This window comes from Bacillus sp. z14 (2026), from assembly GCF_058313575.1.
In genome coordinates this window covers 28,640-55,236 of sequence record NZ_JBZFQK010000011.1, presented here as the reverse complement: position 1 = coordinate 55,236, position 26,597 = coordinate 28,640, and the positions used below count along the sequence as shown (strand labels likewise).

Annotated in this window: 27 protein-coding genes and 2 rRNA genes; 28 read left to right on the top strand and 1 reads right to left on the bottom strand. The window is 39.7% G+C overall.

Going from position 1 to position 26,597, the window contains the following annotated elements:
* Positions 1–81 precede the first annotated feature (81 nt).
* From AC4G3O_RS18915 to rsmI, 12 genes are all read left to right on the top strand, one after another.
* A 23S ribosomal RNA gene (locus tag AC4G3O_RS18915) occupies positions 82–3,017 on the top strand.
* 70 nt (positions 3,018–3,087) lie between these two features.
* Positions 3,088–3,204: ribosomal RNA gene (gene rrf / locus AC4G3O_RS18910) — 5S ribosomal RNA — on the top strand.
* A gap of 701 nt (positions 3,205–3,905) precedes the next feature.
* Positions 3,906–4,115: a sigma factor G inhibitor Gin gene (locus AC4G3O_RS18905; RefSeq protein WP_066103225.1), complete on the top strand. Its 210-nt coding sequence runs from the start codon at positions 3,906–3,908 to the stop codon at positions 4,113–4,115.
* A gap of 97 nt (positions 4,116–4,212) precedes the next feature.
* The gene (locus AC4G3O_RS18900; protein ID WP_254654693.1) at positions 4,213–5,661 is read left to right on the top strand and encodes an aminotransferase class I/II-fold pyridoxal phosphate-dependent enzyme; all 1,449 of its coding nucleotides are present in this window, start codon (positions 4,213–4,215) and stop codon (positions 5,659–5,661) included.
* 7 nt (positions 5,662–5,668) lie between these two features.
* On the top strand, positions 5,669–6,349 hold the full coding sequence (tmk, locus tag AC4G3O_RS18895) for a dTMP kinase (RefSeq protein WP_148631348.1): 681 nt from the start codon (positions 5,669–5,671) through the stop codon (positions 6,347–6,349).
* A gap of 133 nt (positions 6,350–6,482) precedes the next feature.
* On the top strand, positions 6,483–6,812 hold the full coding sequence (darA, locus tag AC4G3O_RS18890; RefSeq protein WP_066103220.1) for a cyclic di-AMP receptor DarA: 330 nt from the start codon (positions 6,483–6,485) through the stop codon (positions 6,810–6,812).
* Positions 6,813–6,849: 37 nt separating this feature from the next.
* On the top strand, positions 6,850–7,854 hold the full coding sequence (gene holB, locus AC4G3O_RS18885; RefSeq protein ID WP_066103216.1) for a DNA polymerase III subunit delta': 1,005 nt from the start codon (positions 6,850–6,852) through the stop codon (positions 7,852–7,854).
* A complete protein-coding gene (locus tag AC4G3O_RS18880; protein ID WP_066103211.1) occupies positions 7,847–8,674 on the top strand; it encodes a PSP1 domain-containing protein in 828 nt (275 codons plus the stop codon). The genes holB and AC4G3O_RS18880 overlap by 8 nt, the downstream gene beginning before the upstream one ends.
* Before the next feature lie 17 nt (positions 8,675–8,691).
* On the top strand, positions 8,692–9,048 hold the full coding sequence (gene yabA / locus AC4G3O_RS18875; protein WP_066103206.1) for a DNA replication initiation control protein YabA: 357 nt from the start codon (positions 8,692–8,694) through the stop codon (positions 9,046–9,048).
* A gap of 85 nt (positions 9,049–9,133) precedes the next feature.
* Complete coding sequence (locus tag AC4G3O_RS18870; protein WP_066103240.1) at positions 9,134–9,871, top strand: tRNA1(Val) (adenine(37)-N6)-methyltransferase; 738 nt, start codon at positions 9,134–9,136, stop codon at positions 9,869–9,871.
* A complete protein-coding gene (locus AC4G3O_RS18865; RefSeq protein ID WP_491136572.1) occupies positions 9,858–10,142 on the top strand; it encodes a GIY-YIG nuclease family protein in 285 nt (94 codons plus the stop codon). Before AC4G3O_RS18870 ends, AC4G3O_RS18865 begins: the two co-directional genes overlap by 14 nt.
* Positions 10,120–11,001, top strand: a complete 882-nt coding sequence (gene rsmI, locus AC4G3O_RS18860) for a 16S rRNA (cytidine(1402)-2'-O)-methyltransferase (protein ID WP_066103200.1) — start codon at positions 10,120–10,122, stop codon at positions 10,999–11,001. The genes AC4G3O_RS18865 and rsmI overlap by 23 nt, the downstream gene beginning before the upstream one ends.
* A gap of 44 nt (positions 11,002–11,045) precedes the next feature.
* Here the strand turns inward: rsmI and abrB are convergent, their stop codons facing one another.
* Positions 11,046–11,336: a transition state genes transcriptional regulator AbrB gene (gene abrB, locus AC4G3O_RS18855; protein ID WP_139063808.1), complete on the bottom strand. Its 291-nt coding sequence runs from the start codon at positions 11,334–11,336 to the stop codon at positions 11,046–11,048.
* A gap of 503 nt (positions 11,337–11,839) precedes the next feature.
* Between abrB and metG the strand changes: the two genes are divergently transcribed.
* The 16 genes from metG (at position 11,840) to fin (ending at position 26,501) form a co-directional block, all read left to right on the top strand.
* Positions 11,840–13,807, top strand: a complete 1,968-nt coding sequence (gene metG / locus AC4G3O_RS18850) for a methionine--tRNA ligase (RefSeq protein ID WP_066103195.1) — start codon at positions 11,840–11,842, stop codon at positions 13,805–13,807.
* A gap of 93 nt (positions 13,808–13,900) precedes the next feature.
* The gene (locus AC4G3O_RS18845) at positions 13,901–14,668 is read left to right on the top strand and encodes a TatD family hydrolase (RefSeq protein ID WP_066103192.1); all 768 of its coding nucleotides are present in this window, start codon (positions 13,901–13,903) and stop codon (positions 14,666–14,668) included.
* Between the two features lie 173 nt (positions 14,669–14,841).
* The gene (locus AC4G3O_RS18840; RefSeq protein ID WP_316246012.1) at positions 14,842–16,059 is read left to right on the top strand and encodes a resuscitation-promoting factor; all 1,218 of its coding nucleotides are present in this window, start codon (positions 14,842–14,844) and stop codon (positions 16,057–16,059) included.
* A 163-nt stretch (positions 16,060–16,222) separates the two neighbouring features.
* A complete protein-coding gene (gene rnmV, locus AC4G3O_RS18835) occupies positions 16,223–16,783 on the top strand; it encodes a ribonuclease M5 (protein ID WP_066103188.1) in 561 nt (186 codons plus the stop codon).
* A complete protein-coding gene (rsmA, locus tag AC4G3O_RS18830; protein WP_066103185.1) occupies positions 16,776–17,657 on the top strand; it encodes a 16S rRNA (adenine(1518)-N(6)/adenine(1519)-N(6))-dimethyltransferase RsmA in 882 nt (293 codons plus the stop codon). The genes rnmV and rsmA overlap by 8 nt, the downstream gene beginning before the upstream one ends.
* Before the next feature lie 131 nt (positions 17,658–17,788).
* Entirely contained in the window at positions 17,789–18,685 is an 897-nt protein-coding gene (yabG, locus tag AC4G3O_RS18825; protein ID WP_066103182.1) for a sporulation peptidase YabG, read from the top strand.
* Positions 18,686–19,168: 483 nt separating this feature from the next.
* Positions 19,169–19,426 carry a biofilm formation stimulator Veg gene (veg, locus tag AC4G3O_RS18820; protein ID WP_066103179.1) on the top strand — a complete coding sequence of 86 codons (258 nt, stop codon included), beginning with the start codon at positions 19,169–19,171 and terminating at the stop codon, positions 19,424–19,426.
* Between the two features lie 134 nt (positions 19,427–19,560).
* Positions 19,561–19,719 (top strand): small, acid-soluble spore protein, alpha/beta type, encoded by a 159-nt coding sequence (locus AC4G3O_RS18815; protein ID WP_491136573.1) that lies wholly within the window; start codon positions 19,561–19,563, stop codon positions 19,717–19,719.
* A 188-nt stretch (positions 19,720–19,907) separates the two neighbouring features.
* Positions 19,908–20,777 (top strand): 4-(cytidine 5'-diphospho)-2-C-methyl-D-erythritol kinase, encoded by an 870-nt coding sequence (ispE, locus tag AC4G3O_RS18810; RefSeq protein WP_066103175.1) that lies wholly within the window; start codon positions 19,908–19,910, stop codon positions 20,775–20,777.
* 53 nt (positions 20,778–20,830) lie between these two features.
* The gene (gene purR, locus AC4G3O_RS18805; RefSeq protein ID WP_491136571.1) at positions 20,831–21,652 is read left to right on the top strand and encodes a pur operon repressor; all 822 of its coding nucleotides are present in this window, start codon (positions 20,831–20,833) and stop codon (positions 21,650–21,652) included.
* Positions 21,653–21,820: 168 nt separating this feature from the next.
* The gene (gene spoVG / locus AC4G3O_RS18800; protein WP_066103170.1) at positions 21,821–22,114 is read left to right on the top strand and encodes a septation regulator SpoVG; all 294 of its coding nucleotides are present in this window, start codon (positions 21,821–21,823) and stop codon (positions 22,112–22,114) included.
* Positions 22,115–22,318: 204 nt separating this feature from the next.
* Positions 22,319–23,692 carry a bifunctional UDP-N-acetylglucosamine diphosphorylase/glucosamine-1-phosphate N-acetyltransferase GlmU gene (glmU, locus tag AC4G3O_RS18795; protein ID WP_066103167.1) on the top strand — a complete coding sequence of 458 codons (1,374 nt, stop codon included), beginning with the start codon at positions 22,319–22,321 and terminating at the stop codon, positions 23,690–23,692.
* A 15-nt stretch (positions 23,693–23,707) separates the two neighbouring features.
* Positions 23,708–24,661, top strand: a complete 954-nt coding sequence (locus tag AC4G3O_RS18790) for a ribose-phosphate diphosphokinase (RefSeq protein ID WP_066103164.1) — start codon at positions 23,708–23,710, stop codon at positions 24,659–24,661.
* Between the two features lie 142 nt (positions 24,662–24,803).
* Entirely contained in the window at positions 24,804–25,415 is a 612-nt protein-coding gene (locus AC4G3O_RS18785) for a 50S ribosomal protein L25/general stress protein Ctc (protein WP_066103161.1), read from the top strand.
* A 212-nt stretch (positions 25,416–25,627) separates the two neighbouring features.
* Positions 25,628–26,191: an aminoacyl-tRNA hydrolase gene (gene pth / locus AC4G3O_RS18780; protein ID WP_491136570.1), complete on the top strand. Its 564-nt coding sequence runs from the start codon at positions 25,628–25,630 to the stop codon at positions 26,189–26,191.
* Between the two features lie 79 nt (positions 26,192–26,270).
* Complete coding sequence (gene fin, locus AC4G3O_RS18775) at positions 26,271–26,501, top strand: anti-sigma-F factor Fin (RefSeq protein ID WP_066103155.1); 231 nt, start codon at positions 26,271–26,273, stop codon at positions 26,499–26,501.
* Positions 26,502–26,597: the final 96 nt, after the last annotated feature.

Below are 26,597 nucleotides of genomic sequence, written 5' to 3'. Positions count from 1 at the left end.
AATCGTTCTTTGAAAACTGGATAATGTAATGTAAGGCAAAGTAAATGCGTTTTAATAAAAACCGAGTAAGAGTTTTTTAACGGTTAAGTTAATAAGGGCGCACGGTGGATGCCTTGGCACTAGGAGCCGATGAAGGACGGGACTAACACCGATATGCTTCGGGGAGCTGTAAGTAAGCTTTGATCCGGAGATTTCCGAATGGGGAAACCCACTGCCCGTAATGGGGCAGTATCTTACACTGAATTCATAGGTGTATGAAGGCACACCCGGGGAACTGAAACATCTAAGTACCCGGAGGAAGAGAAAGCAAATGCGATTTCCTGAGTAGCGGCGAGCGAAACGGAATCAGCCCAAACCAGATGGCTTGCCATCTGGGGTTGTAGGACACTCATTGTGGAGTTACAAAGGAACGGGGTAGATGAAGCGACCTGGAAAGGTCCGTCAGAGAAGGTAACAACCCTGTAGTCGAAACTTCGTTCCCTCCCGAGTGGATCCTGAGTACGGCGGGACACGAGGAATCCCGTCGGAATCCGGGAGGACCATCTCCCAAGGCTAAATACTCCCTAGTGACCGATAGTGAACCAGTACCGTGAGGGAAAGGTGAAAAGCACCCCGGAAGGGGAGTGAAAGAGATCCTGAAACCGTGTGCCTACAAGTAGTCAGAGCCCTTTTATGGGTGATGGCGTGCCTTTTGTAGAATGAACCGGCGAGTTACGATCCCATGCAAGGTTAAGTTGATGAGACGGAGCCGCAGCGAAAGCGAGTCTGAATAGGGCGTTTGCAGTATGTGGTCGTAGACCCGAAACCAGGTGATCTACCCATGTCCAGGATGAAGTCCAGGTAACACTGGATGGAGGTCCGAACCCACGCACGTTGAAAAGTGCGGGGATGAGGTGTGGGTAGCGGAGAAATTCCAATCGAACCTGGAGATAGCTGGTTCTCTCCGAAATAGCTTTAGGGCTAGCCTCGAGTTTAGAGTCTTGGAGGTAGAGCACTGTTTGGACTAGGGGCCCTCATCGGGTTACCGAATTCAGACAAACTCCGAATGCCAAAGACTTATACTCGGGAGTCAGACTGCGAGTGATAAGATCCGTAGTCAAAAGGGAAACAGCCCAGACCACCAGCTAAGGTCCCAAAGTATACGTTAAGTGGAAAAGGATGTGGAGTTGCCCAGACAACCAGGATGTTGGCTTAGAAGCAGCCACCATTTAAAGAGTGCGTAATAGCTCACTGGTCGAGTGACTCTGCGCCGAAAATGTACCGGGGCTAAACGTATCACCGAAGCTGTGGATGCATACCGTATGGTATGCGTGGTAGGAGAGCGTTCTAAGGGCTGTGAAGCATGACCGGAAGGACATGTGGAGCGCTTAGAAGTGAGAATGCCGGTATGAGTAGCGAAAGAAGGGTGAGAATCCCTTCCACCGAATGCCTAAGGTTTCCTGAGGAAGGCTCGTCCGCTCAGGGTTAGTCGGGACCTAAGCCGAGGCCGAAAGGCGTAGGCGATGGACAACAGGTTGATATTCCTGTACCACCTCTCTTCCATTTGAGTGATGGGGGGACGCAGTAGGATAGGGTAAGCGCGCTGTTGGATATGCGCGTCCAAGCAGTTAGGCCGATGAGCAGGCAAATCCGCTCATCACATAAGGCTGAGCTGTGATGGCGAGGGAACTAGAGTACCGAAGTTCCTGATTCCACACTGCCAAGAAAAGCCTCTAGCGAGGAAGAAGGTGCCCGTACCGCAAACCGACACAGGTAGGCGAGGAGAGAATCCTAAGGTGATCGAGAGAACTCTCGTTAAGGAACTCGGCAAAATGACCCCGTAACTTCGGGAGAAGGGGTGCTCATTAGAGGTTTATAGCCTCGAAGAGCCGCAGTGAAAAGGCCCAGGCGACTGTTTAGCAAAAACACAGGTCTCTGCGAAGCCGCAAGGCGAAGTATAGGGGCTGACGCCTGCCCGGTGCTGGAAGGTTAAGAGGAGCGCTTAGCGCAAGCGAAGGTGCGAATTGAAGCCCCAGTAAACGGCGGCCGTAACTATAACGGTCCTAAGGTAGCGAAATTCCTTGTCGGGTAAGTTCCGACCCGCACGAAAGGCGTAACGATCTGGGCACTGTCTCAACGAGAGACTCGGTGAAATTATAGTACCTGTGAAGATGCAGGTTACCCGCGACAGGACGGAAAGACCCCGTGGAGCTTTACTGCAGCCTGATATTGAATTTTGGTACAGCTTGTACAGGATAGGTAGGAGCCTTTGAAGCCGGAGCGCCAGCTTCGGTGGAGGCATCGGTGGGATACTACCCTGGCTGTATTGACATTCTAACCCGCACCCCTGATCGGGGTGGGAGACAGTGTCAGGTGGGCAGTTTGACTGGGGCGGTCGCCTCCTAAAGAGTAACGGAGGCGCCCAAAGGTTCCCTCAGAATGGTTGGAAATCATTCGCAGAGTGTAAAGGCACAAGGGAGCTTGACTGCGAGACCTACAAGTCGAGCAGGGACGAAAGTCGGGCTTAGTGATCCGGTGGTTCCGCATGGAAGGGCCATCGCTCAACGGATAAAAGCTACCCCGGGGATAACAGGCTTATCTCCCCCAAGAGTCCACATCGACGGGGAGGTTTGGCACCTCGATGTCGGCTCATCGCATCCTGGGGCTGTAGTCGGTCCCAAGGGTTGGGCTGTTCGCCCATTAAAGCGGTACGCGAGCTGGGTTCAGAACGTCGTGAGACAGTTCGGTCCCTATCCGTCGTGGGCGCAGGAAATTTGAGAGGAGCTGTCCTTAGTACGAGAGGACCGGGATGGACGCACCGCTGGTGTACCAGTTGTTCTGCCAAGAGCATAGCTGGGTAGCTACGTGCGGACGGGATAAGTGCTGAAAGCATCTAAGCATGAAGCCCCCCTCGAGATGAGATTTCCCATAGCGCAAGCTAGTAAGAACCCTGAAAGATGATCAGGTTGATAGGTCCGAGGTGGAAGTGTGGTGACACATGGAGCTGACGGATACTAATCGTTCGAGGACTTAACCAAATGAATCAAGCATACTTGCCAAACTTACATTATCCAGTTTTGAAGGAATGATTTCTTTCTAACCAAATAGTCCGGTAATGATGGCGAAGAGGCCACACCCGTTCCCATTCCGAACACGGAAGTTAAGCTCTTCAGCGCCGATGGTAGTTGGGACGCGAGTCCCTGTGAGAGTAGGACGTTGCCGGGCAATTTAAGAAACCAGTTCAGTTGATGAGCTGGTTTTTTTGTGTTGTTTTTATAGGGACCAGGGAGGATTTTGGATACTTGTTAGAGCTGGATGGGTGAGGAGTCGGGAAGGATCTTTCGTAAAGGATACTACCTTAAAGACTTGTGGAAGCTATAGAAAAGCTGCGCTATTCAACACCTATGGGACATCTATACTCGGGGGAAGGTGGGTGAAGTGTGGAAGAAAGCAGTTATGCTCCACCTATGAAGCATCTATGCCCGACCTATACCGGGGTATAGGTGGGGTTGAAAGGTAGGTGAAGTATGGAGGAAAGCAGCTAGCTATGCTCCACCTATGAAGCACCTACGCCCGATCTATCACCTACCTGCTCCCCACCTATCCCCGAAATAAAGATACGAAAAAGACAAAGGAAGCCACCTATCAAATACTAATGATTCCCCTTTCCTGGGGTTATGTAATTAAAGCTACGAATAGTTGAGCTATGCCAATTTCAAGAACAGACCCCAGCATTTTGCTACAACATTTAAGCCGTGAATTCCAAAGGTTTCTACATGAATTATTCCTCAAAGATATTTATATGTTGGACATTTTGAAAGACATACAACGAAATTCACTTGTGGGCATAGAATAATATATAAATTTAAAATATTGTATACAGTTTGTGGCCGGGGGCGATACTAAGAGGTATGGAGGTGTAGTAAATGGCCAACTGCGAGCGTGAAACAAATGATCATCTTAACGAAGAATGTGCAATCTGTGAATCGACGAAAAAAAAGGGAATGCATCTATATAATATTTTTATTTGCTCGGAATGTGAGGATGTGTTAATTCATACAGAAACAAATGACCCTTTGTATAATGAGCATGTAGAGAAGTTGAAGAAAATGAATATTTCCAGTATTTACTCATAAAACTTGAATACGCTATACTCCATCCTTATAATATAGTCAGCTGGCCCCTTCAACCGGAAGGAGCCTTTTTATTTGTTGGAAAAGGAGGCGTGTATGAGTGGCGGAAAAAATAATTAAAGTACCAATATTAGATATGCTGGAGAAACACCGAAATAAGAAGTCCATATCCATGCATGTTCCAGGCCATAAAAATGGTGTTGTCCTGCCTATTGAGGCTCCTCGGAGTTTTAGTTCGGTCCTGTCATGGGATGTGACAGAACTTGCAGGATTAGATGATTTGCATGAACCAGAAGAGGGTATTAAAGAGGCTGAAGCATTATTAGCGAAGTTTTATCAGACTAAAAAAAGTTACTTTCTTGTGAATGGAACAACTGTCGGTAATCTTGCGATGATCTTGGCTAGTATTGAGCCTGGAGATAAAGTCCTTGTACAAAGGAATTGCCATAAATCTGTGATGAATGGATTAAAACTAGCTAAAGCTAACCCAATATTTCTGACGCCTGTTATAGAATCTGATATTTCAATTGGTGTTCCATATGAAACAATTTATAATAGTTTGAATGATCATCTGGATGTAAAAGCAATTATTCTTACATATCCTAATTATTATGGGTTGGGAGTAGATCTGGCATCTATCATTAAGCGAGCTCATAAAAAGGGTATTCTAGTTTTAGTTGATGAAGCGCATGGTGCCCACTTTGCGGCAGGTGCTCCTTTTCCGCCATCTGCTGTCAATTTGGGGGCAGATATAGTTGTTCACTCAGCTCACAAAACCCTGCCTGCTATGACAATGGGCTCCTATTTACATATAAACAGTGAATTGGTAAACCAAGAGCGTGTGGAAGGGTATTTAAGAATGCTGCAATCAAGCAGCCCATCTTATCCAATTATGATGTCTCTAGATTTAGCGAGGGCTTATTTAGAGAGCTATTCAGAAAAGGATAAGGAATATTTAATAGAGCAAATTGAGTCTTTTAAACAATATTTACGAAGGCATGAGGAACTGTGCATTTTCGAATCAGAAAACAGCGATATTCAGGATCCTTTAAAGCTTGTTCTCTATCATAAAAACGGAATGTCAGGCTTTGAGCTGCAAAAATTAATGGAGCAAGCAGGGATTTATTCAGAGCTCGCAGATGAGCTGCATGTACTGCTTGTTCTGCCTTTATTAAAGAAAAGTCAACCATATTCTGTTGATGATATTATACAAAGGCTAGAAAGGATTAATTGGATTACAGGAGAACAAACACGAATAAGCCTGGCTAGTAACCCATTAAAAAATAAACAACAACATATGGAGAGTGTCCTAGCAATATCCTATGAGGAAATGGATATAATGCCGCGGAAAAGAATTTCTCTTGCTCATGCATGTGGAGAAATCTCAGCAGAAACAATTGTTCCATATCCTCCAGGTATTCCGCTCATTCAAAAGGGAGAGATTATTACCTATGACATGGTGCAGAAATGCACATCCTTACTAACTCAGGGGGCTAAAATCCAAGGAGGAGTTTATTTAAAGCAACAACAAATTGAGGTCTTTGTGTAAGTCACATATGATATACTATCTAGTAGTTACAATATTGGAGGTTACTGCCTTGAAACGTGGAGTTTTTATAACGGTAGAGGGTCCTGAAGGGGCTGGGAAAACGACCGTACTAGCAAGAGTGGGAGAGCAGCTTGAAAAGGAAGGCTACTCAATTGTACTGACAAGAGAACCTGGTGGAATTCCTATTGCAGAACAAATCCGGCAGGTCATCTTAAATCCTGATCATACTGAAATGGATTCCAGGACAGAAGCACTGTTATATGCAGCAGCGCGCAGACAGCATCTTATGGAGAAGGTGGTACCTGCATTAAATAAAGGCTGTATTGTCTTATGTGACCGGTTTGTAGATAGCTCATTGGCTTATCAGGGGTATGCAAGAGGTCTTGGGATAGAGGAAGTCAGAGAGATCAATCGCTTTGCTATACAGGATACCATGCCAGAACTTACATTGTTCTTTATGATTGATCCTGAAATTGGCTTGAAGAGAATTGAAAATCATAAAAGTCGGGAAATAAATCGTTTGGATCTTGAGAAGCTCAATTTCCACCAAAAAGTATATGAGGGCTATCAACTATTAATAAAAAATGAACCTGATAGAATAAAGGTAATTGATGCAAATCAAAGCTTTGAAGAAGTTTATCAAGAAACTCTTCAACAAATTCGGACATATATTCACAGGAGACCTTAAGGCAAATGCTTTAAGGTTTTATATTTATCACTTGAATTGCTTTATGGTTACAGAATAACTGGTATAATGGATAAGTAAAGCTTAAATACGCACCGTCATTTTTTCTTTATAATCCTTATAGGAGGTTTTAGCCATGAAACTTATAATAGCAGTAGTACAAGATAAAGATAGTACTAAATTATTAGGTGATTTGGTCGACAATAACTTCCGAGCAACTAAGTTGGCTACAACTGGAGGATTTTTAAAATCCGGTAATACTACCTTTTTGATAGGTACTGAGGAATTAAGGGTGAATAAGGCTCTTGAAATCATAAAGAAGAACTGCAAATCCAGAGAGCAGCTTGTAGCACCAGTTACTCCAATGGGTGGTAATACAGACTCTTATGTACCTTATCCAGTAGAGGTCGAGGTAGGAGGAGCAACAGTTTTTGTAATGCCGGTGGATAAGTTTTACCAATTTTAACAATTTATACAGTCAGTGAGGATGAGAGGAAATAAGCATGATTAACACGTGGGATCAATTAGCCAATCAACAACCAAGAGTATCAATGATGCTCAAGAATAGCCTAATGAAGAATCGTGTGGCCCATGCTTATCTTTTTGAAGGAGAGCGTGGTACCGGTAAAAAGGATACAAGTATTCTTCTGGCTAAATCTTTATTTTGCCATAACCGAGAAGACGGTTTTCTTCCCTGTGAGGAATGTACAAATTGTAAAAAAATTGACCATAAAAACCATGCGGATGTCCATGTTATTGAACCGGATGGTTTATCGATAAAAAAGGAACAAATTCGATTGCTTCATGAGGAATTTCAAAAGAAGGCAGTTGAGTCATCACAAAAAGTTTACATTATTACGCATGCACATAAAATGACTGCTTCTGCGGCCAATAGTTTATTGAAATTTTTAGAAGAACCTCATGCAGGGACAACAATTATTTTGCTTACAGATCAAATTCACCGCATGCTTTCAACCATCCTATCCCGTTGCCAAACGTTATCCTTTATGCCGTTAAATCCAAAGGAATTAAGTAAGCAGTTAATACAGGCAGGAGTACCTGTCACGAAGGCTCCCTTGATTGCGAGTTTGACGAACAGTGTCGATGAAGGTTTGTCGTTAAATGAGGATGAGTGGTTTGCACAAGCCCAAAAAATAGTGGTAAAATTATTTGAAGCAATGAAAAATCCTGTGGATGGTATTATGGTCATTCAGGAGAGTTGGCTTTCGCATTTTAAAGAAAGAGAACAGACAGAAATAGGCTTAATGCTCCTATTGAATATATATCGTGATCTCCTTTATATACAGCTGGATAAGCCGGAAGAGATTGTATACAAAGATATGGAGGAAAGGCTTCGCCAATTGGCCATTCAACATTCCCCCAAAAAATTGGCGTATCAAATGAATCAAATATTAGAGTCAAAACGAAAAATTTCGGCTAATATAAACCCACAGCTGTTAATGGAGCAGCTTGTGCTTAACCTTCAGGAGGGGTTTACACTTGTATGATGTTGTAGGAGTCCGCTTTAAAAAGGCGGGTAAAATATATTATTTTGACCCAGGTGATTTGGAAATAGCCAAGGATGAATACATCATAGTTGAGACAGTACGCGGAGTAGAGTTTGGAAAAGCTGTTATACCCAGAAAGCAGGTTGGGGAAAATGATGTAGTTCTGCCCCTGAAAAAAGTTATTCGAATAGCTGATGAAAAAGACCGGCTGATTGTGGACGAAAATAAACAAATCGCTGAACAGGCATTTCAAGTATGCAGCGAAAAAGTGGTTGAGCATCGTTTGGAAATGAAGCTTGTAGATGTTGAATATACTTTTGATCGTAATAAGGTGATTTTTTATTTCACAGCAGATGGACGAGTTGATTTTCGTGAGCTGGTTAAAGATCTGGCAGCTATTTTCCGAACACGTATTGAATTAAGACAGATTGGTGTCAGGGATGAGGCAAAAATGCTTGGAGGCATTGGACCTTGCGGCAGGATGTTATGTTGTTCTACATTTCTTGGGGACTTTGAACCGGTCTCCATTAAAATGGCTAAAGACCAAAACTTATCATTGAATCCCACGAAAATCTCAGGTCTATGCGGGCGTTTGATGTGCTGTTTAAAATATGAGAATGATGAATATGAGAGCGCAAAAGAGCAGCTTCCAGATTTGGGAGAGTACGTGGTTACACCGGTTGGTCGCGGTAAAGTAATCGGTCTTAACATTCTTGAAAAAATCATGCAAATAGAATTGCAGGGTAAGGAACGAGTAGTTGAATATACGCTGGATGAGATGATGGAGGAAGGCACCTTCTCGATTCAAGCCACAGATTAATAAGGTGGTGGGTGTTGATGAATAAAAAGGAAATTTTCGATTCGGTTAGCAGTATGGAAGCTCAAATTGGAGATTTGTATAAGCAACTTGGAGATTTAAAGGAACATCTCGCAGAAATATTGGAAGAAAATAATTCCCTCAAGTTAGAAAACGAAAATGTAAGGCGTCGCTTGCTGGATTTAGAAAAGACAAAGCCTGCGGTTTCTCAGAAAAAGCAAGCAAAAAAAGGCAATAAGCTAATGGATGTCGGAGAGGGCTACGATAATTTAGCGAGACTATATCAAGAAGGTTTCCATATTTGTAATCTGCACTTTGGAAGTCCACGTAAAGATGGGGATTGCCTGTTTTGTCTTTCATTTTTAAATAAGAAATAAAGATAGTCTTTCCTATCGATAGGAAAGACTATTTTTATAATTGATTTTTTACTGTATATAGGTAGGAGCGGATTGTAGAGTGTATATATTAAAGGATGATGAGCGTCTGGATTATTTATTGGGAGAGCCACTTAGGATTATTCAAAGCCCGAGTGTCTTTTCTTTTTCATTGGATGCTGTTTTATTATCTAAATTTGTATATGTTCCCATTCAAAAAGGGAATTTGGTTGATTTATGTTCTGGAAATGGTGTCATTCCACTCTTGCTCAGTACACGCACCAAGGGGCGTATATACGGAGTGGAGATTCAGGAGCGACTATATGATATGGCCGTTAGGAGTATAGGCTACAATAAGCTGGATGATAGAATTGAAATGTACCATGAGGATTTAAATAAAATTATTCCAATTCTCGGCCATGATAAATATGATGTTGTCACCTGTAATCCACCCTATTTTTTGACACCAGCGAAGGAAATTCAAAATGAAAATGAACATTTTGCCATAGCCAGGCATGAAATTAAATGTACATTGGAGGATGTAATCAGAGTGAGCAGCCAGCTTTTAAAGAACGGCGGTAAAGCGGCCTTTGTTCATAGACCCGGTAGGCTGCTTGATATTGTAACGTTAATGAGAAAGTATAGATTAGAACCAAAACGTCTTCAATTTGTGTATCCAAAGGCAAATAAAGAGGCAAATACAATCCTGATTGAAGGAATAAAAGGCGGAAATCCTGATTTAAAATTATTGCCACCATTAATTGTGTATGATGAAAATAATGAGTATACCAAAGAATTGAGAACCATCATCAATGGACAAGAATAATCACTATTTTTATGTACTTGAATGTGCGGACGGCAGTTATTATGCTGGGTATACAAATGATGTAAATAAGAGAGTGAATACACATAATGATGGGAAAGGTGCCAAATATACACGAGGGAGAAGGCCTGTGGTGCTTCGCTATGTCGAGGAGTATCAGACAAAGACAGAGGCTATGCAGGCTGAGTATCGCTTTAAACAGCTATGCAGGGGCGCCAAGGAAAGGATCGTACAAATGGGAGGAACAGATAATGAAGGCCCAAAAAAGCTTTGAAAAAGAGAATGAAGCAGTTCTCTATTTAGTACCAACACCAATCGGTAATTTAGATGATATGACATTTCGCACAATAAATATCCTCAAGCAGGCAGATTTAATTGCGGCAGAGGATACAAGGAATACAAAAAAACTGTGCAATCACTTTGATATTCAGACACCGTTAGTCAGTTATCACGAGCACAATATGAATCAGAGCGGGGAATCCTTGATTGAGAAAATGAAAAGTGGAAAACAAATTGCCCTCGTAAGTGATGCCGGAATGCCTGCTATTTCAGATCCTGGCTATGAGTTAGTCCAGTCCTGCATAGAGGAGGACATAAAGGTCGTATCATTGCCTGGTGCAAATGCGGCACTAACGGCACTGATTGCTTCAGGTATAGTCCCGCAGCCATTTTATTTCTATGGATTTCTAAACCGAAGCCGTAAAGAAAAGAAGAAAGAACTGGAGCGATTAAAAATAAAGGATTCGACCATAATCTTCTATGAATCTCCTCATCGTTTAAAGGAAACACTTACGATAATGTATGAGTATTTTGGAAATCGAAAAATAGTATTGGCAAGAGAGCTGACAAAAAAGTTTGAGGAATATATTCGAGGGACAATGTCTGAGATTATACAATGGGCTAATGAACATGAAATACGCGGTGAGTTTGTGATCATAACCGAGGGGTCAGATAGGGAAGAGTTAGATGATCTAGGAACAGCCTGGTGGACAGAGATGGAATTGAAAGAGCACGTCGATTTTTATATTGAATCTGAGAACCTTAAACCGAATGAAGCGATAAAAAAGGTTGCGAAAGATAGGGGTCTTCAAAAAAGAGAAATCTATCAGGCTTATCATGTTGAAGAGAATTAAATTAAAAGCTAATCAAAAAGCTCCCCGAAAGGGAAGCTTTTTGATTAGTTGTTTACAACCAAGTTTTCTTGAATCTCTTTAAGAAGCTGTTCTGCTCCTTCACGGCTAAGGATTAATTTACCGTCAGCAAGTGTGAAGTTGTTGTCGGATACTTCACCTGTAACTTGGCAAGTCATATTCGGCTTATATTTTTTTAGAATAATTTTTTCATCGTCAACATAAATTTCTAAAGCATCTTTTTCTGCGATTCCTAAAGTACGACGAAGCTCAATTGGAATTACCACCCGTCCAAGCTCATCTACTTTACGTACAATACCTGTGGATTTCATAAAAATACTCCTCTCATAGTAAAATATTTTTTTAATAAAATTCGTCATTATTCGACAAAATTTAAGGATGTTTTCATAATACCAAGCATTCCCAAAACCGTCAATGTTTTTGGATTGCATAATAATAGTAGTTTATTCCATATTTAGTGAGGTTTTATGAAAAAAACAGTAAAAAAACGATATAAATTTACATAAATATACATTAAATGAATCATTTACATGGATAAATTGACGATAAATTATAAAAGATTCAAAATAAATCAAATATATTTTGCGCATATTTGTAATTTTATTACAAAATTAAATATATTCATATAATTAATACATCTTGTCTACAATAATTATTTGTGAAAAAGATTTCAATATATAAGTGTAATAAAATTTTCCAAAAGCGCCCCGGGTTCATATGTATAAAAATAATTAAAATTCCTTTATAATGTACTATTATGTAATGTATTTATAAGCAAATCTTACGTACTTTATTGCAAGGCCTTTAAGGAGTGGAAAAGATGAAGGAAAAATTAAATACTTTTTATATTACTACCCCAATTTACTATCCAAGTGGAAATCTTCATATTGGACATGCATATACGACAGTTGCAGGAGATGCAATGGCTCGTTATAAGAGAATGCGTGGATATGATGTTATGTACCTAACTGGTACAGATGAACATGGGCAAAAGATTCAGCAAAAGGCAGAAGAAAAAGGAATCAGCCCGCAGGAATATGTTGATGGTATGATCAGAGACATCAAAATACTATGGAACAAGCTTGATATTTCTTATGATGATTTCATTAGAACCACTGAAGAAAGACATAAGAAGGTTGTTGAGAAGATTTTTAAACGCTTGCTTGATCAGGGCGATATTTATCTTGATCAATATGAAGGCTGGTATTGCACTCCATGTGAATCATTTTTCACAGATCGTCAGGTAGAAGAGGGCAATTGTCCTGATTGTGGACGTCCAGTTGAAAAGGTAAAAGAAGAATCCTACTTCTTTAAAATGAGTAAATATGCTGACCGATTATTAAAGTTTTACGAAGAGAACCCTGAGTTCATTCAACCGGAGTCACGCAAAAATGAGATGATTAACAACTTCTTAAAGCCTGGTTTAGAGGATTTAGCTGTTTCCAGAACAACTTTTGACTGGGGCATAAAGGTGCCGGGTGATCCTAAGCATGTTATCTATGTTTGGATTGATGCATTATCTAATTATATTACGGCTTTAGGTTACGGTACTGATGATGACTCCAAGTACATGAATTATTGGCCGGCAGATGTCCATTTGGTTGGTAAGGAAATCGTTCGTTTCCATACTATTTACTGGCCAATAATGTTAATGGCACTTGATCTACCTCTTCCTAAAAAAGTATTTGCACATGGCTGGCTATTAATGAAAGACGGCAAAATGTCTAAATCTAAAGGGAATGTTGTAGATCCTGTAACGCTCATAGATCGATATGGTTTGGATGCCCTTCGTTATTACTTATTGCGTGAGGTTCCATTCGGAGCGGATGGCGTATTTACTCCAGAAGGCTTCGTTGAAAGAATTAACTTTGATTTAGCCAATGACCTTGGAAACTTATTGAACAGAACTGTTGCAATGATTAATAAGTACTTTGAAGGAAAAATACCAGCTTATAAAGGGTCAGAGCGTGAATTTGATCAGCAGCTGCTGCAGGCTAATAAGGAAACGGTAGTAAAATATGAAGAGGCAATGGATGATATGCAATTCTCTGTTGCGTTGTCTACTATATGGCAATTGGTAAGCCGCACAAATAAATACATTGATGAAACTCAACCATGGGCCTTAGCGAAAGATGAAGCTAAAGTTGACGAGTTGGCATCTGTAATGGTTCATTTAGCAGAATCCTTAAGAAGAGTTGCTATCATGCTGAAGCCGTTCCTAACTGTAACTCCTGAAAAAATATTTGAACAATTGGATTGTCAGGATCCTTTATTACAAAGCTGGGATAGCTTGAAAGAGTTCGGATTGATCTCTGAAAATTCAACTGTTAAAAAAGGACAGCCTATCTTCCCTCGCCTGGATATGGAGGAAGAAGTTACTTATATTAAGGAAGCGATGCAAAGTACGGCACCAGCTGCACCGGTCCAAGAAGCGAAAAAGGAAATCGAACAACCTACAGAGGTAGAAGAGATTACGATTGATGATTTCAAAAAGGTGGAGCTCAGAGTAGCTCAAGTAATAAAGGCTGAGCCCGTGCCAAAAGCAGACAAACTGTTAAAACTTCAATTAGATCTTGGATATGAGCAGCGTCAGGTTGTTTCTGGCATTGCGGAGCATTACAAACCAGAAGAATTGACTGGTAAGAAGGTTATTTGCGTAACGAATTTAAAACCGGTTAAACTTCGCGGTGTACTATCTCAAGGGATGATTTTAGCTGGTAGTCTTGATGGTCAATTAGCGTTGGCCTCAATTGCGGAATCCCTACCAAATGGGGCACAGGTTAAATAATTGATTTTGAACGTAGGGATGTTACATGTGAAACATCCCTATTGTTTTGGGTATAGAGAGGTATTCTAGGCATATGGTAAAGGAGTGCTAACATTGTTATTTGATACACATGTGCATTTAAATGATGAGCAATTTGATAATGATTTGGAAGAAGTTATCAGTCGAGCCAAAGCGAATGGAGTAGAGCGGGTTATCGTTGTTGGTTTTGATGAGAAGACCATTAAACGAGCAATGGAGTTAATAGAAACTTATGACTTTATGTATGCAGCGATTGGTTGGCATCCGGTAGATGCAATCGATCTAACTGATGAATATCTTGAATGGATTGAGGAGCTGACCAAGCATCCAAAAGTGGTGGCAATTGGAGAAATAGGCTTAGACTATCATTGGGACAAATCACCGAAGGATATCCAAAAGGATGTATTCCGCCGTCAGATTCGTCTTGCTAAAAAACTTAAGCTTCCTATCATCATTCATAACAGGGATGCTACAGAGGACGTAGTAGAGATCCTTAAGGAAGAGCATGCAGAAGAAGTTGGCGGAATTATGCATTGCTTTAGCGGCAGTGTGGAAACGGCACAGGTATGCTTAGACATGAATTTTTATATTTCTTTAGGCGGACCGGTTACATTCAAAAATGCAGTTAAACCCAAAGAGGTTGCAAAGGCCGTGCCGTTGGAAAGATTATTGATTGAAACCGATTGTCCTTATTTAGCCCCTCACCCGTTTAGAGGGAAACGAAATGAACCAGGCTATGTCAAACTTGTTGCTGAGGAAATAGCAAGGTTGAAAGAAGTTTCTTATGAGGAAGTTGCTGAAGCAACAATGAGTAATGCCAAAACACTTTTTAAATTGATTTAAAGACAGATTCCCCCATTTTATTGGATGAAAATATACGTATATGGATAGGTAGATTGGATGTCATTAACTGCTTCGAGACAATCCTTACTCTAATAAGCATGAGAGCGGTATTATTTGACAAGCCTATTTATATATTTATATAATGCATTCAGTGAAAAGGGGGTAATTTTTTCGTGAATAAATACATGAAAAACCTATTTTCCAGGCCGCGGCAAACGCCAAAGGTAATATTAATGATGACTAGTATCGCTGTATTTCTATTAGCTTCCGGAGTTTTATTTTTTGAAGGAACAAAGAAGACAGTGGCACTGAGCCTGGATGGAGAAAAGCAAAAGGTAAAAACCCATGCTGATACCATAAGTGAATTACTTGAAGAACATGACATATTAGTAGATTCGAAGGACTATCTCAGTATACCTGAAACGACTAAAATAAAAGATGATTTACACATTGTGTGGGAGCCTGCTGTTGATATAAAGGTCATAATAGATGACAAAGAGCAGAGCTTTGCTACGACTGCGAAGACAGTTGAAGATGTTTTAAAAGAGGAAAATATACAGCTAAGGAACGAGGATTTCCTGTCCCATGATATGAATGACAAGATAGAAGCCGGTATGATCATACATATTGAGAAGGCTTTTCCTGTTACCGTAATTGATGGTGAGAATGAAAAAATACTATGGACAGTCTCGACCCCTGTGAAGGACTTTTTAGATACTGCCAATATACATATTGGTGATTTGGACCGTGTTGAACCTGGGATAAACGAGCAGCTTAGTAAGAAAGCATCCTTGTCTATTACACGAGTTGAAAAAGATACGGAAGTAGTGGAAGAACCGATTGCATATGAGACTATCAAGCGAAATGATCCCGCATTAACCTCAGGAAAACAGAAAGTAACCACTGAAGGCGTTAACGGTCTCATAAGTAAGAAATATGAGCTTATTAAAGAAAATGGGAAAGTTGTGTCCAAAAAGCTGATTTCAGAAAATGTTATTAAGGAAAAAACTGATCAGGTAATCTCCGTTGGGACAAAACAAAAACTACCTATAGCAAAGCCAATGTCTAATGTAAAAAAGAACGTGCAAAAGGCTAGTGATAGTGATGAATATTATGTTACGGCTACTGCCTATACCGTTGACTGTGATGGCTGTTCGGGAAAAACTGCAGTTGGCATTGACCTGCGTGCAAATCCGAACAAAAAGGTTATCGCTGTTGACCCTAACCTAATACCGCTTGGCTCAAGAGTATATGTAGAAGGCTATGGTTATGCAGTTGCAGGAGATACAGGTGGCGCCATAAATGGGAATAAAATTGACGTCTATGTTCCTACATCTGCCGAAGCCCATAACTGGGGTGTAAAAAAGGTCAAAATAAAAGTTATTCGTTAAATATTACGGTAATTTATACAGTGGATTTCGTATCCGCTGTTTTTTTACGTTATAATAGGCAGGGTTAACCGTAAATAAATTAATATTACATTAATATTACAAAAATAACACAAATATATCAATTGTAAATTACAAATTTTAGATAAAATTTTTTGGAGGGAAAATGAAAATCAAAGAAATTATTGTCGTTGAAGGAAAAGACGACACCACGGCCATCAAACGCGCTTTAAATGCTGATACAATAGAAACGAATGGTTCAGCTATTAATCAGGAAACATTAAATAAAATTCGCTTGGCGCAAAAGGTCAGGGGAGTGATTGTTTTTACTGATCCTGACTTTCCGGGAGAGAGAATAAGACAAATCATTTCACAGGAAGTACCCGGATGCCAGCATGCGTTTCTGCCAAAGCACTTGGCTATCCATAAGTCAGGGCGTGGGCTGGGTGTTGAACATGCGTCTGATGAAGCCATCAGAGATGCATTAAAAAATGCGAAACTAATGGATTCGGAATTAAAAGAAGTAATCAGTAAGGATGATTTGGTCTTATTTGGTTTAGTTGGCGGTCCAGGTTCCGCTGAGAGACGGGAAAAGTTAGGTCGATATCTGAATATCGGCTATGCAAATGGCAAACAGCTATATACAAGATTGAAGATGTTTGGAATCTCAAAGGAAGAGTTCATGAAGGCAATCGAACATATAAATGGAGTGGAAATAAATGAATAAAGATATTGCAACCCCAATTAAAACAAGAGAAATACTGGATAAATATGGATTCTCCTTTAAGAAGAGTCTTGGCCAGAACTTCTTAATTGATACAAACATACTACGAAATATTGTTCACCATTCGGGTGTTCACTCAGAGAGCGGAGCAATAGAAATTGGGCCGGGTATTGGCGCGTTGACAGAACAATTAGCAAAGAACTGTAAGAAAGTTGTAGCCTTTGAAATAGATCAACGCCTTTTGCCGATCTTAAAAGATACTCTTTCAGCTTATGATAATATCCAAGTTATTCACGAGGATATACTGAAAGCAGACGTAGCAAAAGTGATTAAGGAGGAGTTTACTGGTCAGGTAGATGATCTTCATATTGTAGCGAACTTGCCATATTACGTTACTACGCCGATTATCATGAAACTACTTGAAGAACGTCTGCCCCTTGAAAGCATAACGGTTATGCTTCAAAAAGAAGTTGCTGATCGTATGGCAGCAGCTCCAGGAACGAAAGAATATGGGTCATTGTCGATTGCAGTCCAGTATTACACAACAGCTGCAGTAGCCATGATTGTACCGAAAACGGTATTTGTGCCGCAGCCTAATGTAGATTCTGCTGTTATCCATCTAAAGGTCAGAGATAAACCGGCTGTAGAGGTTGAAGACGAAGGTTTCTTTTTTGAAATTACGAGGGCAAGTTTTGCTCAAAGAAGAAAAACGATTTTAAATAACTTAGTTTCCCAGCTTCCTGATGGAAAAGCAAGAAAGGAACTGATTCTCCAAGGGCTGGAAGCTGCGGGTATAGATCCGATTAGAAGAGGAGAGACATTATCTCTGCAAGAGTTTGCCGATTTGAGTAATGCTCTTAAACCTCATTTTAAATAAATATATAAAGCAAAAAAAGCCAGTTCAAGTTGATCTGGCTTTTTTCTGTCTTCACATCTGACCCTTGATCTGCATAGCCTATGTTGAATCCATTGATTAGTTGCAGTGACATAATATGGAGTGAGGCTTTCATGATAAAGGTTAATGATATAGTTGGTCGGAAATCGTATGATTGCGATATCTATTTTCGTGTTATAGATATTTTGGAGCATGATGGCGGAAAAATTGCGATCATATTTGGTGAAGATATACGTTTGGAAGCAGATGCACCCCTCTCGGATCTAAAAGTAATAGGCGAAGATGAGAGAGCTACAAGAAATATGTATACAGATACTTTGGTGAATCAATCAAATCATCTTATATCACAGGAATTTGAGCGATTGCGTCATAAAAAAGAATATGAAGTCACAGATGGGTACCGACAGCCTGTTGATTATTTTCAAATCCCTGGAAAGGTGCTGCATCTTGATGGAGATCCTAGTTATTTGGAGAAATGCCTGACCCTTTATAAGCGCATTGGAATTCCTGTACACGGAGAACATTGTAAGGAGCGTGAAATGCCTTATAAGGTTGGAGAATTATTGGATCAATACAGGCCTGATATCCTTGTCATCACAGGCCATGATTCCTATTCGAAGTCTAAAGGAGCCATTAATGATATAAATGCATATAGGCATTCAAAGGACTTCGTAATGGCCGTCAAGGAGGCTAGGAAAAAAATTCACCATTTGGACCATTTAGTTATCTTTGCAGGTGCTTGCCAATCTCATTTTGAATCATTAATCGTTGCTGGTGCTAATTTTGCCAGTTCTCCTTCCCGTGTGAATATCCATGCATTAGATCCGGTTTATATTGTTGGAAAGATAAGTCTTACGCCTTTTATGGATCATGTGAATGTATGGGAGGTTCTTCGTAATACTTTAACGGGTGAGAAAGGGCTTGGAGGAGTTGAATCGAAGGGTGTTCTTAGAATCGGAATGCCTTATCATACAAACGAGGCGAAGGAAAAGCTTGAAACAGATGACTGATTGTCTAACCCATATCATATGGTTTTTTAAAAGGTTCTTACCTATCTCTCAACTCTTGAATTAGTACTATTTATAAGCAGATTCTTAACAGAATGATTGCTAATGCCAAAAGTACCGATGGTTAATGATCGGTGCTTTTTTTATATTCACCAGATAAAGGGATAAAGTCAGTATTGATCCCTGCTAAATTGATTCCGCTGACTCGTGTTTAGTGAAGGGTAGAATGTTTTGTAGAAGTGGTTCTCCAAGATAGTTTTATTCAACAAAATAAATCATTTATCCCCTCTATAATCTTAAACATAATGTAATTGGAATTTACATACATATCTATCTGTCGAATAGGGTAGAATAAAAGAGAGAAAAAAACGGTATTTTTCTTGTGAAAAACATTGACAAACAAATTTGATCACTGATATAATTTATTATTTTATTTGACCGTCATTAGTCTATGTGATATACTACTTTTAGTGAGGTGGACGAAGCATGCCAAAAAGTTTGAATGATATTAAACAGATTTTGGATTCCCATTTGGGACAGAAGTTGCTACTCAAAGCGAATGGCGGTAGAAGAAAAACTATCGAACGTTCAGGTGTATTAGCTGAAACTTATCCCTCAGTATTCGTTGTCGAATTAGATCAGGATGAGAACTCTTTTGAAAGAGTTTCATACAGCTATGCAGATGTATTAACAGAAACGGTAGAATTAACATTTACTGAAGAGACATCAGGAAAAATGGCGTAACGGCAGTGAACAATAGTTCTCTGCTTTTTTATTTGCCTACATGAATATATTGGCTGTTATGAAATTTAGTTTTAGATAAATGATATAAAGGTCGTACCGATAAAAAGGAGCTGTTAAACTTGGGCAGAAGAGGTATGATGTCTGAAAAGTTTAAAGAAGAGCTTGCTAAGGAACTTGGTTTCTGGGATGTAGTGCAGAAAGAAGGATGGGGCGGAATTAGAGCCGTTGATGCAGGGAATATGGTGAAAAGGGCAATTGAAATAGCAGAGCAGCAATTAGCCAATCGATCATAAATGCTGTGACATTCGACTTTCCGAAAACTAATACTTGTTCGGTACGGCAATTAAACCCCAGGGATTTATATCCTGGGGTTTTCTTGTTCGCCACAAATTAAAGAGAAAAATTTATACGAATAGTGGCGATTGGTGTTACGAAAATGTACAATGTGAGAAGGTAACAAAAGGATAAGTAGGTGAACAGAATGAAATGGATGGAGAAAGCACCTGCTAAGATTAACTTGGCACTGGATGTTTTATATAAAAGGGAAGATGGCTTCCATGAAGTTGAAATGGTTATGACAAATGTCGATTTAGCAGATCGGATCGAACTGATGGAACTAAATAACAATACCATAAAAATTAACTCGCATAACCGCTATGTGCCGGATGATAGTCGGAATTTAGCTTATCAGGCAGCAGCATTATTGAAAAAGAAATACGAGATTAATACAGGTATTGAAATAACCATTGATAAACATATCCCTGTGGCAGCAGGTCTTGCAGGTGGCAGCAGTGATGCTGCAGCAACATTAAGAGGGTTAAACCGTATTTGGAACCTTGGCCTTTCTATGGACCAGCTTGCAGAGCTTGGAGCTGAGATAGGATCAGATGTATCATTTTGTGTGCATGGTGGTACAGCAATCGCAAGAGGCAGGGGAGAAAGAATTGAGCATCTGCCAGCACCTCCAAACTGCTGGGTAGTTTTGGCGAAGCCGACAATAGGGGTATCTACAGCAGATGTCTATCGTAATTTGAAGATAAATGAATTGGCACACCCTAATATAAATTCAATGGTAGAGTCTATATATAATCAAAATTATGAGGCTATGTGTCAAAGTATGGGAAACGTTTTAGAGAGTGTAACGTTAAAAATGTATCCTGAAGTGAAAATGATTAAGGAACAAATGAGCAGGTTCGGAGCTGACGCTGTGTTAATGAGTGGAAGCGGACCTACAGTATTTGGCTTGGTTGAACATGATTCACGTATGCAAAGGATTTATAATGGGTTAATGGGTTTTTGTGAACATGTTTATGCAGTTCGCCTGCTTGGAAACAGGCTGGATATTGAATAAGCACGGACATTAATATAAAATCATAATAAAATATTCGTGTTCTGGGGGTAAAAATGAAATTGCGCAGAAGTGAACGTCTTGTAGATATGACAACCTATTTGATGGGTCATCCCTCCACCCTTATTCCACTATCCTTTTTCTCAGAAAGATATCAATCTGCGAAATCTTCTATCAGTGAGGATCTCGTGATTATTAAACAGACCTTGGAAGCAATGGGGAATGGAACGTTGGTTACTGTCCCTGGAGCGGCAGGCGGAGTAAAGTATATTATTGGCGTGAGTATGGAGGAATCTGACCAAATCATCAAGGATTTATGTGCTTTGATGGAGACACCGGAAAGGCTGTTACCAGGCGGCTACCTTTATATGACGGATATTTTGGGTCAGCCAAAAATAATTGGTAACGTAGGAAAACTAATTGCCTCACATTATGCAAACCAAAATATTGACGTTGTTATGACAGTAGCAACAAAAGGTATTCCTTTAGCATATTCAGTAGCTCACTATTTAAATGTTCCGGTGGTTATTGTCAGAAGAGATTCATTAGTAACAGAAGGCCCGACATTAAGCATTAATTATGTGTCAGGCTCAAATAAAAGAATTCAAACAATGGTCTTGTCGAAGAAAAGTCTTAAAAGGGATTCGAAGGTTTTGATTGTGGATGACTTCATGAAAGCCGGCGGAACCGTAAACGGTATGATTAACTTAATTGAGGAATTTGATGCAAATGTAGCAGGGATTGCTGTGTTAGTTGAAGCTGAAAATTCTGAGGAGCGTCTTGTCGATGAGTACCTATCTTTGATTAAATTGACGGATGTGAATATGAAGGACAAAACAATTAAGGTAAATAAAGGGAATTTCTTCCGATCTAAGTAGGAAGTAATCGGCATAACCGATTGGATGTTCAGTGCCTTTTATACTGCGATTATATTCAGTTATTAAAAAGTTTCACAATTATTTCTATATTTTTCAAAAAAAAGAAGGAATATCATAATTTTTGTGGAAATAGTTTAGTAATTCGCATTATAAAAGGTGGTGACATAGATGGAAGTGACTGACGTAAGATTACGCCGCGTCAATACAGATGGTAGAATGAGGGCGATTGCATCCATTACTTTGGATAATGAATTTGTTGTTCATGATATTCGAGTTATAGATGGGAATAATGGCCTGTTTGTGGCAATGCCAAGCAAACGCACACCAGATGGAGAGTTCCGTGATATCGCTCATCCAATCAATTCTGGAACGCGCGGTAAAATCCAGGAAGCTGTTCTTGCCGAGTATCACCGTATTGGTGAAATGGAAGAGGTAGAGTTAGAAGGAGCAGGAGCATCTTAATAGATAGAAAATTTAAAATCAACATCTAGAGCCGACCATCTGAGAGGCTCTTTTTTATTTTTCTTCACAAATTCCTCTAATACTCTCCAGTGCATTTCTCTTCACAAATTTATAAATTAATTCATGGTTTTGACTCCACTTCTTGAAAAGAACATGGAGTTAAGGTATATTCGTAATGGATAAAAAGGTAAACGGAGGGCAATCATGACGAACCGAAATGCTGTAATACTAGCTGCGGGAAAAGGGACGAGAATGAAATCCAGCTTATATAAAGTATTACATCCCGTATGCGGCAAGCCGATGGTAGAACATGTTATAGATAACGTATCATCCATTAAGGCGGAGAAAATTGTAACGATTATTGGTCATGGCGCTGAAGAGGTTAAGTCAGTCTTAAAGGACAAGACTGAATATGCACTGCAAGCAGAACAATTAGGAACTGCCCATGCGGTTATGCAAGCACAGGACCTACTTGGTAGTGAAGAAGGCACAACTCTTGTGATTTGCGGAGATACACCTCTAATTACAGCAGAAACGTTAGATGCATTATTAAATCTGCATGCTGAGCAAAAAGCAAAAGCTACAATCCTCACGGCACGAACAACCAATCCTGCTGGTTATGGTCGTATCGTGCGAAACAAAGAGGGCTTGGTTGAGAAAATTGTAGAACATAAAGATGCAACTGAAGAAGAATTGCTTATTGAAGAGATTAACACTGGCACTTACTGTTTTGATAATAAGCTCTTATTTGATTGCTTAAAGAATGTTTCTAATCATAATGCACAGGGTGAATACTATTTACCGGATGTTATTGAGATACTAAAGAAACAGGGAGAAATTATTTCTGCATATGAGACACCTGATTTTGCAGAAACGCTAGGTATTAATGATCGAGTAGCACTGTCTCAGGCAGAAACATATATGAAGCGTCGTATTAATGAACAGCATATGCGTAATGGAGTCACTATTGTAGATCCAGAAAACACATATATCCATAAGGATGTACAAATAGGAACGGACTCATATATATATCCAGGTACGACTATTACTGGTCATACAGTAATAGGAAGCGGCTGTAAAATAGGGCCGAATACGGAAATCGAAAATTGTAATATCGGAGATAATACGGTTATTCGCCAATCGGTTGCACATGATAGCCAAATTGGATCTGAGGTTCAAATAGGACCTTTCGCCCACATTCGTCCTCAATCCAATATTATGGACGATGTTAAAATTGGGAACTTTGTTGAAATCAAAAAAACCACCTTTGGTAAAGGAAGCAAGGCATCTCATTTAAGTTACTTAGGAGATGCAATTGTTGGAGAAGGTGTAAATGTTGGATGCGGAAGCATCACGGTAAATTATGATGGTAAAAATAAATTCCTGACTACGATTGAAGACGGAGCTTTTATCGGTTGTAACTCGAACCTGGTTGCTCCTGTAACTGTAGGAAAGGGAGCATATGTTGCCGCTGGTTCAACGATTACGAAAGATGTTCCAGGTGAGGCATTATCAGTTGCCCGTGCACGTCAGGTAAACAAAGAAAATTATGTAGGCAAGTTAAATCTTAAAAAATAGTCTTGGAGGCCCATAATGTCAAATCGATATTTAGATCCTAATTTAAAGGTTTTTTCTCTTAATTCGAATCCCGGATTAGCAGAAGAAATTGCTAAAGAGATTGGCGTTGAATTAGGAAAATGCACAGTGTCGCAATTTAGCGATGGTGAAGTACAAATCAATATTGAAGAAAGTATTCGCGGATGTGATGTTTATGTCATTCAATCAACAAGTCAGCCTGTAAATGAACATCTAATGGAGCTGCTAATTATGATTGATGCGCTGAAAAGAGCGTCTGCTAAGACCATTAATATTGTTATGCCTTATTATGGTTACGCGCGTCAAGATAGAAAAGCAAGAGCACGTGAACCTATTACAGCCAAGCTTGTAGCTAATTTATTGGAAACAGCAGGGGCATCACGTGTCATTACACTTGATCTTCATGCTCCTCAAATTCAAGGATTCTTTGATATTCTGATTGATCACTTAATGGGTGTGCCAATTCTTGCGGATTATTTCCAACAGAAGAATTTGGAGGATATCGTTATTGTATCTCCGGATCATGGCGGAGTAACAAGAGCCCGTAAAATGGCTGATCGCTTAAAAGCACCTATTGCTATTATTGATAAACGCCGTCCAAGACCAAATGTTGCAGAAGTAATGAATATTGTTGGCAACATTGAAGGAAAAACAGCTATCTTAATTGATGATATTATTGATACTGCCGGTACGATTACACTCGCTGCCAATGCGTTGATTGCAAATGGAGCAAAAGAAGTATATGCCTGCTGTACACATCCAGTACTATCAGGTCCGGCAATTGAAAGAATTCAAAGCTCCAAAATTAAAGAACTGGCTGTTACAAACACCATTGCACTACCAGAAGAAAAAAGAATTGATAAGATCGTAAATCTATCAGTGGCTTCTTTAATTGGAGAGGCAATTATCCGTGTTCATGAGGAACAATCAGTAAGTACATTATTCGATTGATCAGAAGTCTGCCATAAGGCAGACTTCTTTTAGTTATCATTCAATGTAACTTACCCATAGTGATAAGTGAATTGTTTCGAATTCAGGAGATTAGGGAATATGAAAGGGTGATATTTAAAATAGATTAGGATGGTGAAGCAAAATGGTTACAACTTTAACAGTAAGTGAACGAACAGATTTGAAAAACTCATCTTTAAGAAAATTAAGATCAGAAGGTAATTTCCCTGCAGTTGTATATGGGAAGGAAAAAGAAGCGAAGACAATATTTGTAGAAGAAAGTAGTTTTTTAAAGGCGATTAAAGAAAGTGGACGCAATGGCGTACTATCGCTTGAGATAAATGGAAGTAAGGAAAAGGTAATGCTTACAGAGTATCAACAAGATCCTATAAAAGGGAATATTGTGCACGCTGACTTTTTAATCGTGAATATGTCGCAGGAAATGGATGTAGAGGTGCGAATTGATCTTGTTGGACAGGCAGAAGGAGTGAAATCCGGAGGTATGCTGCAACAAACTCTGCACACAGTAACAGTATCCTCTAAGCCTGATGATATTCCAGGCTCAATCGAATATGACGTTTCTGATTTAAAAATTGGTGATTCCATTATCATCGCTGATTTAAATGTAGATGGTTCTTATACCATTTCACAGGATGAAGATGAAGTCGTTGCATCCATCCTTCCTCCTACAGTTGAAATGGATGATGATGCTGTAGAAAAAGAAAGTGCTGAGACAACGAATAATAAAGAAGACTAAGTTTATACTGATGAGCAATATAGGTTGTGAAATAAGAAGGTTGTTGAGAATTGTCGATTCTCAGCAGCCTTTTTTATCATGACAAAAAAGAGAAGAGGACATGCTAAAAAAATCACAAATTTTTGTTATCCTTATTTTCCTTTGAGGATGAAACAGTATAAAATGTTAAGAGGAAACTAATTAGTTTGATATTCACAAGGATGTGTAAAGGTATGAAGTTGATTGTAGGTCTTGGAAACCCAGGATCACAGTATGAGCGAACACGTCATAATATCGGGTTTTTAATCATTGATTATTTGGCTGAACGCTGGAATATTAAAATGAATCAAAGTAAATATAATGGCTTATATGGAACAGGAACCGTTAATGGAGAAAAGGTCGTTTTATTAAAGCCATTGACATATATGAATCTTTCGGGGGAAGCCATTGCTCCGTTAGCCCGTTTTTATAAAATAGGTCTGGATGATATTGCAGTCATCTATGATGATCTTGATTTACCAAGGGGTAAAGTTCGACTCAGACAAAAGGGAAGCGCCGGCGGTCATAATGGGATGAAATCAACCATCCAGCATTTGGGCGGAGATAGTTTTAACCGTATAAGAGTTGGAATTGGCAGGCCGGAAGGAAGAATTCCCGTACCCGATTACGTTTTAACCAATTTCAAGGATGATGAATGGGAAATCATGACGGAGGCAATTGATAAATCCTTAAAAGTCTGCGATCAATGGCTTAATGAGCCATTTTTAAAGGTAATGAACTCATTTAATGGACAATAATCATATCCATCCACTAGACTGAATAAACAATAAGATAATGGTGCATACTAGCGGTATATAATAAAGCGGAGGGTATGATATGACGCTACATTATTGCTGCAGGCACTGTGGGCACACTTTAGGTGAGATTAGCGAACAGCAGGATGAATTATATCAATCGGTTTATGATTTTCTTTCAACCGAGGAAAGAAAAGAGATTATTGAATATGGTGAGAATGGAACTATTCGCATTCGATCAATTTGTGAAAGCTGCCAGAATACGCTGGATCAAAATCCAGACTATCATTTGCTTGAACACTTAATACAATAAGACAGTAGACTGCTTTGGATAAAAATTCCAAAGCGTTTTTCTGTTTATTATTTTCACATAGCAGACCAACTATAAATATATAAATTATGTAGAAGG